Below are 13,548 nucleotides of genomic sequence, written 5' to 3' on the forward strand. Positions count from 1 at the left end.
CATGGCTTATCAAAGCGATGGTGTCTGTCTTCGCTTTTCCAAAACAACGTTCACTTTACTCTATGCACTGGCACTTTCTCTTGTCGGCGCATTAATGCAAACAGCCGACGCTTCACCACTAAAGAATCACCCTAGCCCCTATTTAGCGATGCATTCCGATGACCCGGTTCATTGGCAACTGTGGAACCCCGATACCCTCAAACAAGCCCAAAAACAAAACAAACTGATTTTGCTTTCCAGCGGTTATTTCTCATGCCACTGGTGCCATGTCATGCAGCAAGAGGTTTATCAAAACCCGCAAAGCGCAGCGCTGATTAACCAACTGTTTGTCAGTATTAAAATTGACCGTGAGCTGCACCCCCTAGTCGATAGCCAGATGATTGACTTCGCGCGCAAGTACCGTGGTTCAGCCGGTTGGCCACAACACGTCATTCTCACTCCCGACGCCAAACCCTTTGCCGCTTTTACCTATTTGCCAAATGATAAATTACAGACTTATCTTCGCAATGTGGATAAGTTGTGGAAAAACGATAAAACTGTGATTAAAAAGTTAGCCGAATCGGCAATTCTTCAACCACAGTCCGTCAATATCGTTTGGGACCCTGAAAAATTCAAAACCGCCTTATACGCTGAACTGCAAAACGTGATTGATGATTTCAGCGGCGGCTTACAAGGCTCCAGTAAATTTCCAAAAACACCTTTATTGCTGGCATTAATCCAACAAATTGACCTACCGGAAACGCTGAGCGACTGGTTACAACTCACACTCAAACAGATGGCACAGCAACATCTATTCGACCACCTATATGGTGGATTTTATCGCTATACCGTCGATCCAGAATGGCAAGAGCCACATTTTGAGAAAATGCTATATGACAACGCGCTATTACTTGAACTGTATCTGCACGCGGATATGCGCTGGCCTGAACAAGGCTTCGCTAAAACTGCTGACGCCACACTTGGTTATCTACGCCAGCAACTTTATTCACCGCAGCTACAGCTCTATCTAGGGAGTCAGTCCGCGATTGATACCGCGGGCAATGAGGGTGGCGATTACCTATTCAGCAAACAACAGTTACAACAACTTCTGACAGCTCCTGCTATCTCACAGGTTGAAAAAGAATGGTTAATGCATACACCTAAGTTTGCGCTCGGCTACCATCCTAAGCCGACCGAACAGCACTGGTCAGAAATCAAACAGCAACTTTTAGCGGCGCGTCCAATCCCTAAAATGGCAATTGACGATAAAGCGATTGTCAGTTGGAATGGGCTATTACTAAACGCCTTGGCACAAGCCAATACTTGGCTTAAACAAAACCCTGCTAACGAAGAATTGTCCAATCTACAAAATGCCAAACAATGGGGGCAAGACTTAGCCGATACGTTGCTTACAATCAGCCAACAGCAACAAATTCCGCGAAGTCTGATTTTTACCGACAATCAAAGTACTGCACTAATCAATGCCAACCTCGAAGACCTCGCTTATCTATGGCAAGGACTCAATGCATGGCAGACAGCGACTCAGCAAAAAATCGACCTAGCCAATTTGCAAAAGCAGATTCAACCTCTGCTCAGTGCAAACGGCTGGCAAGATCCACAAAGTTTGGCGCTCTATCCGCTCAATCACGGTGTCACCATTGACGATGCCGTACCGTCGGTCACCGCCATGCTAGGCTGCGACTTCGGCAAACTGCAAATCGACCAAAATGATTTCTATGAAAAAGCCATCAACTACGCTAGTTACCTAAACCTCTCACAGTGCGAATAACTTCTTTTACAATAGCCAACATAGTGATTAGGACGAGAAAAACATGGGCTTTTTAATTGTCGGTTTTATCCTACTGTTTGTATTAACCACCTTGCCAAGCATCTGGACCAAACATATCCTCAATAAACACCGTAAACCGCACCCTGATATTCCCGGCACCGGTTTACAGTTTGCTCAGCATTTGGTGAAAAAATTCGACCTGCCGATTAAAGTAGAAGAGACTGAAGACGGCGACCATTACGACCCAATCGGCAAAGCGGTGAGAATTTCCAGCGCCAATGCCCATTCCAACTCACTGACCGCAATTACCACCGTCGCCCACGAAATCGGCCATGCATTACAAGACAAAGACGGTTATGAGCCGCTAAAACAACGCACCATACTGGTCGAACGCGCCTCGATAATGCAAAAATTCGCCAGTGGCGCCTTGATTGTCACGCCGATTCTGGTCGCCGTAGTACATACCCCGATTATCGGTTTGATTACATTCGGCGCGGGGTTTATTGCGATGGGCGTGCCGGTGATAATCCACCTGAGTACTTTGAAAGTGGAATTTGATGCCAGTTTTGAACGCGCCTTACCGCTTCTGAAAGAAGGCGAATACCTCAGCCGCAGCGACCAACGCAAAGCCAAAAAAATCCTCTGGGCCTGCGCTATGACCTATGTCGCCGCTTCGCTATCCAGCCTGTTTAACCTCTGGAAATGGCTAAAAGCGTTAAAACGTTAAAACGCAATTACAAACAGAATAACCCTCCATTTTCAATAAAAAATTTTACATACTTAATAATATATAAAACAAACACTTAATACTCATTTAAATAACTCTTTATGTATAATAATGGCGACATTTATTGACACTCAATAACACGGAGTTATTTAATGAAAATTAAGACTATTTTCAGCGTACTTACAGCAACAATCATCTTTTCAGGATGCGTTTCCACACAAACAAAAACATCAACTCAATCTACATCGAATGGTGTAGAGAGTGAAATACAAAAAGACGCATCAGGCAAGGAATATAAAATTGTTAAGACTTACCAGTGCGCTTCGCCAGTAGCAAAAATTTCAGTTTCAGAACTCAAATGCAAAACCGCGCAATGCCAACCAGTAGCGCAAGGCACTGGAAACATGGGCATGCTTCTAGCCATGGCGAGAACACAAAATGGTCAAAAAGACCTGTCTAATTTAGGTCCTGCCATGTCAACTATGTTGACCTCTTCACTTAACCAAAGTGGTTGTTTTGAAGTATTAGATCGTGAATCCTTAGAAGAGTTAAAAAGAGAACTGGCTTTAGCAGGTAAAACCATGCAAATTGACTCTGCAGATTTAATCATGACAGGCTCAATTACTGCCCTGAATTATGAAAAGAAAAAATCTACTTTTGGTGGTGGTTTAATCCCACTAGCCGGAGCCTTTACAAATACTACTACGACTGCAAAACTTGATATCGATATGCGCCTAATGGATGTCAACTCTTCCCGAGTCGTTTATACAAAAACCTATAAATCGAATGCTGAAAATGATAACTATGGCTTCGGCGCTCTAGGATTTGGCGGCGGTGCAGCTGCAGGCGGAGCAATGAGCTTCGGTGGGGATTTAGAGTTAGAAAAAGCCGTACGTTCTGTTATTAATCAATCAGTGGCAGACCTTATTCAAAGTTCCGCAAAAGGCGCCTACACAGTTAAAGAACAACGTGTAGATGTTGACTAACCTTTAATAGCAGTCTCGAAGGCGTTGAAACGTTAAATCAATCATTTTTAATAGATAAAAGTGTGTTTATCTCTTCTTCGCCTTGTTTTTCAGCTAATGTGCGCTGTTTTTCACGAAACCGCGCATACTGCTGAATAGCCTTTTGATCAGCTATTTTCTTTGTCATCTGCCCAGAGTTTTGCAAAACATCACGATTATTAAATTCTAAAAACTGATCTAGCTTTAACTGCCAATCCTGCATAAACACCTGTTTACGACGTAAAGCTTGGTCTTCTGCAAAATCTAACCACATGGTCACAATCCGATTAAGTTCTTTGATTTCCGTTTCAGAGAGGTAATTCTTGGCAACCGTTACATCGGCTTTCGTTACACTCTTGCCTTTGGTCGAGGTTAATCCCATATTCGGCAATTCTGCATCTGCCCGACTGTGAATGATTTCTGCCGCCGTTTGTCCCGAGACGGCAAAATGCAGTTTGTTTTGCATAATCCTAAAAAACTGCGTTGTTTCGCGCGAACTCGGTTGATAATCCGCCGCCATCGAGAAAATCTCTTTAACCCGTAGATACATTCGACGTTCACTGGCACGAATATCACGAATGCGTTCTAGCAACTCATCAAAATAATCAGGAATCAGCGAACCTTCAACCGGAGGATTCTTCAGGCGCTCGTCATCCATCACAAAGCCCTTGCGCAGATATTCACTTAAACGCTCAGTAGCCCAGCGTCTAAACTGCGTACCTCGCGATGAACGCACTCGATAACCCACTGCCAGAATCGCCTCTAAAGAGTAGTGTTCGATTAAACGCGAAACTTGACGAGAACCTTCTTGGCGAACTATCCGGAATTTCCGGATAGTTGCCCCTTCAGCCAGTTCAGAATCAGCATATATGCCTTTTAAGTGTTCATTAATCGTGCGCACATCTTTTTGATAAAGCTCAGCCATTAACGCTTGAGTCAGCCAAATGGTTTCTGCTTCAAAGCGACATTCAACCCGCGACTGACCATCTTCGGTTTGATAGAGTAAAAACTCACTGTGCGGAGCCATTGGCGCATTATCATTCGTCATTGCCGGACTCCTTTTGCTCAGCTTTTCCCTGTTCAGGGTAAAGCACAATATCAACGGCCTGCATTAACCTCTCAGTTTCTGTCAGTGCCACAATGATTTTCTGATAATGCAAAATATCCTCAAAGTTAAGCGTTCGGCCTTGGCGGTCTTTGAGCCACTTTTGTGCCGGTTGATAACCGCCTATATAGAATTCCCAGGCTTTTAACGGCACTTGGTCAAAATACTGATCGTCATTAATCCACACCTTGCCATGCGTCGCTGAAATGGCCTCATAGCCGATACTGGTTTTGGTCATTTTACGGGTGACCACATTATCGCCCGCCTGCGGATAAGAAGTAATTGGCGTATTCAAAACCTCATGTTCCAGCAGATGCCGACGGCGCAGTTCATCACCCAAAGTCACCAATTGCCAGAAGGTTTCCGATGTTGGATAAGGCACTCTCGGAAAATCGGTTTTTAAGAACTCTTTATAGGTTTCACGATAGGTTGGGCTATGCAACACGGCATAGATATAATCGAGAATATCGATTGGCGTGAAAAAGCCCGAGTCCACATTGGAAGGTGCAAAATCCTGCTGATTATTTTCCGCTTTAAATGCCAGTTTCAGGGCTTTTTCAAAGGCTTTAATTTCTTCGGGATTTAAATTCGGTGTTCGTTCAGAACCATCTTCAGGGTAGAGGTATAGAGGGAAAAGTGCCGATTGAATAGTTCTCTCAGCACACTTTGTTTCCATAACATATTTCGAAATATAAAAATGGTCACAAGTTGAACTTTTGTTACTTCTAGCTGTAGCCAATCCTAAATTAGCTTCTAGCATATGTTGCATTACATCTAAGCGGCTACGCTCAATAAATGTAGGATCAAAATAAATATAACGAATGTCGAACGGTCGATAGCTAATTGTTTCAATATGCTTTGAATCAAATACGGAAGAGTGTTGAACGTCTGCTATTTTCCAAGTTTTATTTTCACGAACACCTAACTGTTTTTTCACCTGCTCTGGTTCATTATCTAAGAAATATTGAATTTTTTTTTGCAGGGTTTGAACATTATCATCAATTACTAAACCATCTCTTGATGTAACAATCCCAACATTATTTATCTTAAATAAATCAGGAATAGCAAAACCTTGATCATATACCTTTTGTAGGCCAAAATCCTTCGGCACCATAAAATACATTGGCTCAATATTAGGCAATGGCTGATATGGCACATCTTTAAATGCCGTACTTTCTAAAAAGGCGTATTTATCTTTGCGTTTTCCCCAAAGGTCATAGTGATAGGCTTTACCAAGTTCGTTATTGCCTTTTTTACCAGTTTTAACCAGTAAGTTAATACTGACACCTTGCTCGATATCAAAGACATTTTCATCTTTGGAACCATCAGGGCAGACTTCTTTTTTCTTGCCATTACCATGTAAATCAATAGTGTAGATTTCGTCATAGGTTTTAAGTAAATTCCAGCGCATACCACGAAAAGTCGGGTTATCCAAAAAGCCGTGTGGATTGATAAACGCCAAAACCCCTTCACCATTTTTTTCAATAAAGTGTTGGGCAAAACGCATAAATTTAACGTAATCATCATTAATCCATTTAGGATTTCGTTCTTGCAGTTTTTGCTTGCCGCCCGGCTCTTTTTTATAGTCATCCATTAATGACATAATCCAATCGCCTTTATTGGCACTTTCGCCGGAATAAGGCGGGTTGCCAAGCACCACCATTACGGGCGTATCTTTTTTAACCGCATTGGCTTCTCTGGCTTCATTACTGAGCCATTGCGAAAACAGGCTGTGGGTGTCTGGGTGGTACTCTTCCAGTGAATTAGTCAGGAAAATGCGCAAACGGTTATTTTGATCGCGTTGACTGCAACCGGTTTCACCAAGCAACATATCCAACTTTAAATGCGCCATGGCGTAAGAAGCCATTAGCAATTCAAAACCGTTTAAACGCGGTACTAGATGTTCTTCGACATACTGCGGCCAGATGCCTTGCATATGCTGGAATTTGCTTTGATACAGGAAATTAACTACTTCCGCTAGAAAAGTTCCCGTGCCGGTTGCTGGGTCAAGAATCTGCACACGATGCACTTCTTTTGTGCCGTAGTATTTCCCTTTGCGCTTGGTGATTTTGCTGCCTTGCGCCTGCATATCCGCCGAGGCTTCCACCTCGATGCTGGTTTTACTGTTATCTGCCAAGCCATCAACAATGCCAAATTTGCTTTTTAAGATTTCATCGACCGCACGAACAATAAAATTAACCACCGGCTGAGGCGTGTACCAAACCCCACGCGCCTTACGCAATTTGGCATCATATTTGGCAAGAAAGGTTTCATAGAAGTGGATAATCGGGTCGGTCTGCGCGGTCTTTTTACCATAGTTTTGCAGAATGCTTTTCACATCGGCATGCAGAAAAATTTCTGCCAAGTTATCCACCGTCGGGCGAATACGTGCATCAATGTTATAACCGGCAATCGACTGGAACAGATTGCGTAACAACGGATTACTTTGTGGAATTAAACGCGCCGCTTCATCACGGTCAAAAGTCGGTAGGGTCGGATCATGATAACGCGCGGCAAACATGCCATAAGCAAGGGTTTGTGCATATAAATCAGCAAATTGATTCGGTTCCAAATCGTGAATCAACTGGTCGTGAAAAACTTTAAATTGCTGGGTCAGTTCAGATTCCACCCCAGTATTTAAATCTGCCTCCAGTGCTTCCTGCAAAATAGTCTGTAAAAGTCTGGCCTTACCCGCCATAAATTCGGCCAAGGCAACTGGTGACTTAATCGCTTGGGTAACACGAGCACCAAAAGAACGGACTTGATCTTCAAACTTTGCAAAATGCTTAGGCTCCGGTTCAATCTGATTCGGGTTATCGAAAGCGGGTTGCCCTAAGCGAATCTCAGCAATCAACTCACCTTTTTCAAAAAATTGAAACCAGACATAATCGGTAATAATCAGATTATCGAGCGCCTTTTTATAACGATTAAACTGTTCAATATAATTTTTGCTTTTTAAATCCTTGCCAATGTCTTTGGCTTCAATATAGCCTATCGGCACACCCTTTTTGGTGATGACAAAATCTGGGTTACCGCAGTCGGTGATTTTGGAAGGCTCATTGATAATGTGGTGATCTGGTAACAGCGTTCTAAATAACTGTTCAAGATCGGTACGAAAGGTATGTTCGGAAGTGTGCCCTTGGGCAAGGCGCTGATTAATTTGATCAAGATAGTCGGCTATTTGCATTTTCGATATAAATTATGAGTTATTTATTCAGGCTAGCTATTGTATGCAAAACTCAGCCGTTATACACCCACCAACTGCAAAGTGACATGGTGCACTTTGTGCTCATTATTCAAGTATTGTTTTATGTCCTGAATCGTTGATTCATTGATATTTTCAAGGTCAGTTTTAGCGTGTAGGGTCATCATCACTTGGTCTTCGGCAATCGCCCAAAGGTGAATGTGATAAACATCATTAAGAAAGTCGAACTGCTGTAACAGGTCTTCCTTTATTGACTTGATTTCATAACCCGCCGGCACACCTTCCAACAAAATATGTGCCGATTCTCGGGTTAATCGATAAGCGCCGATACCAATAATGGTTGCCATCAGAATCGACAGTATCGGATCAATCGGTGTCCAGCCGGTATAGTAAATTAGAATCGCGCCGACAATAACTGCCACCGATCCCAAGGTATCGCCAAGAAAATGCAAGGTCGCGCCGCGCATATTCATATTGTTTTGGTTACCGGAGTGCAGAATCCAGAATACAAATAGGTTATTCAGCAACCCAATCACCGCAATAATAAACATCTCTTTACCCATAATTTCCTGCGGCTCTAGAAAACGCTGAATCGCCATGACAATAATCGCTGCAACAATCAGCAATAAGGTAAAACCGTTTACAAAAGCAGTCAGAATTTGAAAACGCTGATAGCCATAGGTCATCTTGGCATTGGCTGGTTTTTTGGCGATTTGAAAGCCCCACCAAGCAACCGCCAACGCCATCGCATCGGTCAACATATGCACACCGTCAGCGACCAATGCGATGGAATTCACCCACAGGCCGCCAAAGATTTCTACCAGCATATAGCTCGCCGTGATAATCGCCGCAATCATCACCTTTTTCTGGCTATGACTATGCCCGTGATTGACTTGGGAATGGAGACTCAGCTCGTCTGGATCGTTGCAAGTAAGCGGAGTCGCTTCCTCTATCGGATGATGGTGGTGATGATTATGCATAAAATCCCTTTTTCTAAACCGATTTGGTTTTCGCTATCGCCCAGGCGGCGACAAATTCCACTGCTGAATGTTTTTTAATCTGCCTAGCTAATGCTTGCATAGTAGCGCCTGTTGTTATCACATCATCAACAATTGCAATCCGTTTCAATGAACTTAGCCTTTCGGTTTGCACAGCAAAGGCGCCGCGTAAATTTTGATGACGTTGGTTACTATCAAGGTGCGTCTGTGATTCGGTATGCTTAACTCGTAACAACGCCTTATCCAATACCGGTACGCCTAAAAATCTGCCAAGTTCATCAGCCAGCAATTGTGCTTGGTTATAACCTCTTTGCCGTCTGCGCCAAGGATGAATCGGCACAGGTAGTAAAGCCTCAATCTCGGCTGCCAACAGTACCTGTTGCTGTTCATGCCAAAACAGCTCGGCCAGCAGTCGTGCATGGCTCATCTGCTGATGGTACTTCAATTCATGAATCAATCGTGTTACAGGTTCTTGAAAAGAGAAAGCCACTTGCGTTCGATCAAATGCAGGAGGATGGTGTAGGCAACTGCCGCATAAATTGCCATCCAATGAAAACTCGGCACACTGTGGACAGAAGTTTTTTATACGTGGAAGCGCTGCAATTTCGTGCTCGGTTAAATCACAAAAATTACCCGCCTGTTGACTCAATACCGACGTCGGCGGAATGAGCCATCTCTCCAACCAATGCATCGAAGATTCCTTCAAGACTACTCGTTCGTTAATGAGCTATAATACGCCGTAATTCTGCGACTCGATAATGGAATATTTTTATGCTTGAAGCTGCTCTACAAGACAAACTCGGTCAGGTTCGCCACGATTGGACAATCGATGAAATCCGTCAAATCATGGATCAGCCTTTTAATGATTTAATGTTCCAAGCGCAGACCGTACACCGCCAGAACTTCAACCCGAACGAAGTACAAACCAGTACTTTGGTCAATATCAAATCCGGCGGTTGTGCCGAAGACTGTTCATACTGCTCGCAAAGTTCGCGCTACGATACCGGCTTGGAAAAAGAGAAGATGATGGCCGTTCAAGAAGTGGTCGATAAAGCCATCGCCGCTAAAGAAAAAGGCGCAACTCGCCTGTGTATGGGGGCTGCATGGCGTAACCCGAATAAAAAAGATTTCCCGATTGTTCTCGACATGGTCAAGATGGTCAAAGGTCTCGGTATGGAAACTTGTCTGACTCTAGGAATGCTAGATGACGATCAAGTCAAACAGTTGAAAGATGCCGGTCTGGACTACTACAACCACAACCTAGACACCTCGGAAGCTTACTATCCGCAAGTCATTACGACTCGTACTTTCCAAGATCGTTTAGATACCATCGACAAGGTACAGAAAGCCGACATCAATGTCTGTTCCGGCGGCATTATCGGCATGGGCGAAGCACATAAAGACCGCGCCGAATTACTGAAAACCTTTGCTAATATGCACCATCATCCAAGTTCGGTGCCAATTAATCTACTGGTGCCGGTCGAAGGTACGCCAATGGCGCATATGCGCGGAAAAACTGATTCATTCGAGTTTATTCGTGTCATTGCCGCGGCTCGTATTTTAATGCCACAATCATACGTGCGCCTGTCTGCCGGGCGTATGGAATTGACCGACGAAGCGCAAGCCCTATGTTTCCTTGGCGGTGCCAACTCGATTTTCTACGGCGATAAACTTCTGACCACCGATAATCCGGAATCGGATCACGACACGGTGCTCTTTGAAAAACTCGGCATTAATATGCAAGTCGCTAAAACACACCTTAAAAGCGAAGCCAAATCGGCATAAACTTGATGGCGATAGAGTCTTTACAGCAACGTTTTACCGAGCGTCTTGAACAAAGACGCAAACAACACCTCTATCGCCAACGCCCCCTCGCTTTTTCGCCGCAACAACCGCTGATGAAGATTAATGGCATTGACTGCGTTAACTTCTGCTCGAATGACTATCTTGGTCTTGCCAATCATCCGCAAATCAAACAGCGTTTAATCACCGCTCTACAAAATAGCGGTATCAGCTACGGCTCCGGTGCCGCACATCTCGTCACAGGTCACCACCTTGAACACCACCTACTCGAAGATGAACTGGCCGACTGGCTTGGCGTTGAACGAGTCCTGCTGTTCTCGACCGGTTTTATGGCTAATCTGGCAGTACTGCAAACCTTAGCGCAGAAAGGCGATGTCATTCTCGGCGACAAGCTTAATCACGCATCACTAGTGGATGGAGCCTTACATTCCGAAGCGGACTTTAAACGCTATCCGCACCTTGATACACAAGCTCTGGAAAAGCGTTTACAACAGGCTTATCAAGAACAACAGCAAGCAATTATTGTCACCGACGGAGTCTTCAGCATGGACGGTGATCTGGCGCCATTGGCAAAGATTCAACAACTCGCCAAATCTTATAACGCTTGGACGATTATCGACGATGCGCATGGCTTTGGTCCCCTTGGTAATAAAGGACGCGGCACGCTCAATCATTTCGGTTTAAAAGCCGATGATAATACCGTGCAAATCGGCACTCTCGGTAAAGCCTTTGGTTGTAGCGGCGCTTTTGTCGCCGGTTCCAATACCGTCATTGAAGCGCTGATTCAATTCGCACGACCATACATCTACACCACTGCCAGCACCCAACTGAATGCAGTGGCGGTTCGTGAAGCTCTGCAAATCATCCAGCAAGCCGATAACGAGCGCCAACAACTGCATGACCTGATTCAGCAGTTCCGTGACGGTGCCGAGGCAATTGGCTTGCAATTATGGGATTCGCCAACCGCGATTCAACCCATTCTACTTGGCGATTCCTCGACTGCATTAAGCTGGTCAGAGCATCTTAAACAACAGGGCTTTTGGGTCGCTGCAATTCGCCCGCCAACCGTACCGAAAGGTCAAGCTCGTCTGCGTGTAACCCTTAGCGCGTCACATACTTCAGAGCAAGTGCAACAACTGCTTGCCGCCTTAAAATCTTGCCGACAAACTGAGTGCAAATAATTCTGCATAGCTTCTCGAAAACACGTATATTTATTCAAATAAAACAATGAAAAGCAGATAAGAATTCAGGCGGGAAACCTATGTCACTCACCATGCAACAAGGCATTAGTAATGCCCAAAAAATCCTCGAGAACCTGAGCGTTGACCCAATGCCTCAGGAATTTTTCGAACTGCAAGGCGAAATGTTTTCAGCCAGTCCCAATATGGTCAAAATCGGCGATATTATTGGCCGCCACCCAAAGCTTCTGGGGCAGTTTCTCGGTTCGGTCAATCAGCGCCTAAAACGCCCGCAAGACGACTTAATTCTCGACCCGCACGCGGCGGTCAATCTGCTTGGTCTAAAAGAAATTGAACAACTGTTTCTATTGAGCTATCTTTCCAGTTCTGTGCCTAAAACGCACTTTGATCAAGAATTGATTAATCGCAGTAAGCGCGCTTCGATTGCTGCCGCAGAACTCTCTTACTGGGTTAACGATATTGGTTATGCCGAAGCCAATCTAGTTTCATTCTTGCAAGATATTGGCGCCATCTATATGGCACGAGCATATGGTTCAGAGTACTTAGGCGCCTGTAACCAAACACAGCTGAATTTTCCATTTAGCGGCTACCAGAAAGAGATGGAAAAATATCAAACAGCACACACTTATCTTGGCAGCTTGATTGTGCACCGTTGGCAGCTGGGAAGCTTATTAGCCAAAAGCGTTCTATTGCATCACAGCAAAGACCTACAGAGCCTCCAGAAATACGATATACGCGTTGCCCATATGGTCGCTATGATTCAGGTAGCCAATGGTTTAGTGCAATTGAATTATTATCAAGAAGAAGAAACCGAAGAACTACGCGAATCAATTGACAGAGCGGCTCAATTTTTAGAACTTCCGGAAAATGCCATTAAAGCCGCCATTTCTGTACTGGAAAAATGGGGCGACAGTTGTTGCAATCACGGCGCAAGCCACTAAACAACTGAAATTAGCTTATTGTCGAAAATTACACATAGCCGACATGGTCGCAACACCTTGTCAAACCCTATATTCTATTTGCCTAATACGCGATCCAACTCTGCATAGGCTTTATTTAACCAAACCTTAACACGCTGACGCTCCAACAAGCCTAAGGTCGGCCCGAGTGCTTCATCTTTGTTATTAGCGGCAGACCATAGACTTGCGCCAACTCGATCTATCTTTCGCATGGAACCTGCATGCAGTTGAGGAAGGTCGATGCTTGTCGCGCCAAAAGATTCTGCTTTAGTTTTCGCTGCAGACTTATCAAATAACGAAAAATCGTTACCGCGTCCACGGTTACGTACAAGGATATAGTCGGGATCAGCACCATAGGTATCCAACATCTTATCGAGAAGACGAATTGAGTCAGTCCCATCATCCATAACATGCCATAAGGTAACAACGACACCAATCTCTTCAGCCAATTCGACCAGTCCGGATTCCTGCATCCAACGATCAATATTACGAGCAGATTGAGCAGCCAAATCGACAATGACATCACAACCTTGTTCTGCGGCCACTTCCGCAATTTGGTCAACACTCTCAAAATTACTAATATCAACCGCTTTTGCATAGTCTCCGTAATAGCGAATTAGGGCGCCGTGAGATAAATCACCATCAAAGGCGGTAAACGGCTTATTGCGATCTATGTGATATTGCGCCAATACTCTGGCAAGCACCGACTTACCGACACCGCCTTTTTCTCCACCAACAAAATGGATTCGAATCATCTAAATTTCCTTTCAATTTTTCTAA

Annotated in this window: 11 protein-coding genes; 6 read left to right on the plus strand and 5 right to left on the minus strand. The window is 44.4% G+C overall.

The annotated features are described in order from the left end of the window. Window position 1 precedes the first annotated feature (1 nt). The 3 genes from J3998_RS03010 (at window position 2) to J3998_RS03020 (ending at window position 3,481) form a co-directional block, all read left to right on the plus strand. Complete coding sequence (locus tag J3998_RS03010) at window positions 2–1,768, plus strand: thioredoxin domain-containing protein (RefSeq protein ID WP_208147703.1); 1,767 nt, start codon at window positions 2–4, stop codon at window positions 1,766–1,768. Between the two features lie 43 nt (window positions 1,769–1,811). Continuing rightward, complete coding sequence (locus J3998_RS03015) at window positions 1,812–2,495, plus strand: zinc metallopeptidase (RefSeq protein WP_208147705.1); 684 nt, start codon at window positions 1,812–1,814, stop codon at window positions 2,493–2,495. 152 nt (window positions 2,496–2,647) lie between these two features. Further along, window positions 2,648–3,481, plus strand: coding sequence for a CsgG/HfaB family protein (locus J3998_RS03020; RefSeq protein WP_208147707.1), 834 nt, complete (start codon window positions 2,648–2,650; stop codon window positions 3,479–3,481). A 37-nt stretch (window positions 3,482–3,518) separates the two neighbouring features. On the opposite strand, the gene J3998_RS03025 is transcribed toward J3998_RS03020, so the two are convergent. Genes J3998_RS03025 through J3998_RS03040 form a run of 4 tightly spaced genes read right to left on the minus strand, consistent with a single transcriptional unit; the run spans window position 3,519 to window position 9,498 of the window. Further along, entirely contained in the window at window positions 3,519–4,547 is a 1,029-nt protein-coding gene (locus J3998_RS03025; RefSeq protein ID WP_208147709.1) for a virulence RhuM family protein, read from the minus strand. Continuing rightward, the gene (locus J3998_RS03030; RefSeq protein ID WP_208147718.1) at window positions 4,537–7,791 is read right to left on the minus strand and encodes a type ISP restriction/modification enzyme; all 3,255 of its coding nucleotides are present in this window, start codon (window positions 7,789–7,791) and stop codon (window positions 4,537–4,539) included. The genes J3998_RS03025 and J3998_RS03030 overlap by 11 nt, the downstream gene beginning before the upstream one ends. 59 nt (window positions 7,792–7,850) lie before the next feature. Beyond that, complete coding sequence (locus tag J3998_RS03035) at window positions 7,851–8,789, minus strand: cation diffusion facilitator family transporter (protein ID WP_208147721.1); 939 nt, start codon at window positions 8,787–8,789, stop codon at window positions 7,851–7,853. 13 nt (window positions 8,790–8,802) lie between these two features. Then, complete coding sequence (locus tag J3998_RS03040) at window positions 8,803–9,498, minus strand: ComF family protein (RefSeq protein ID WP_208147722.1); 696 nt, start codon at window positions 9,496–9,498, stop codon at window positions 8,803–8,805. Window positions 9,499–9,578: 80 nt separating this feature from the next. Here J3998_RS03040 and bioB point away from each other — a divergent pair, with 80 nt between their 5' ends. From bioB to J3998_RS03055, 3 genes are all read left to right on the plus strand, one after another. Next, window positions 9,579–10,592, plus strand: coding sequence for a biotin synthase BioB (bioB, locus tag J3998_RS03045; protein WP_208147724.1), 1,014 nt, complete (start codon window positions 9,579–9,581; stop codon window positions 10,590–10,592). Between the two features lie 5 nt (window positions 10,593–10,597). Further along, entirely contained in the window at window positions 10,598–11,791 is a 1,194-nt protein-coding gene (gene bioF, locus J3998_RS03050) for an 8-amino-7-oxononanoate synthase (RefSeq protein WP_208147726.1), read from the plus strand. 80 nt (window positions 11,792–11,871) lie between these two features. Continuing rightward, window positions 11,872–12,750 (plus strand): HDOD domain-containing protein, encoded by an 879-nt coding sequence (locus J3998_RS03055; RefSeq protein ID WP_208147728.1) that lies wholly within the window; start codon window positions 11,872–11,874, stop codon window positions 12,748–12,750. Window positions 12,751–12,824: 74 nt separating this feature from the next. Here J3998_RS03055 and J3998_RS03060 read toward each other — a convergent pair whose 3' ends face one another. Beyond that, complete coding sequence (locus tag J3998_RS03060) at window positions 12,825–13,523, minus strand: P-loop NTPase family protein (protein WP_208147730.1); 699 nt, start codon at window positions 13,521–13,523, stop codon at window positions 12,825–12,827. Window positions 13,524–13,548: the final 25 nt, after the last annotated feature.

The sequence above is a fragment of the Thiomicrorhabdus marina genome, from assembly GCF_017571465.1.
In the GTDB taxonomy this organism is placed as follows: Bacteria; Pseudomonadota; Gammaproteobacteria; order Thiomicrospirales; family Thiomicrospiraceae; genus Thiomicrorhabdus; species Thiomicrorhabdus marina.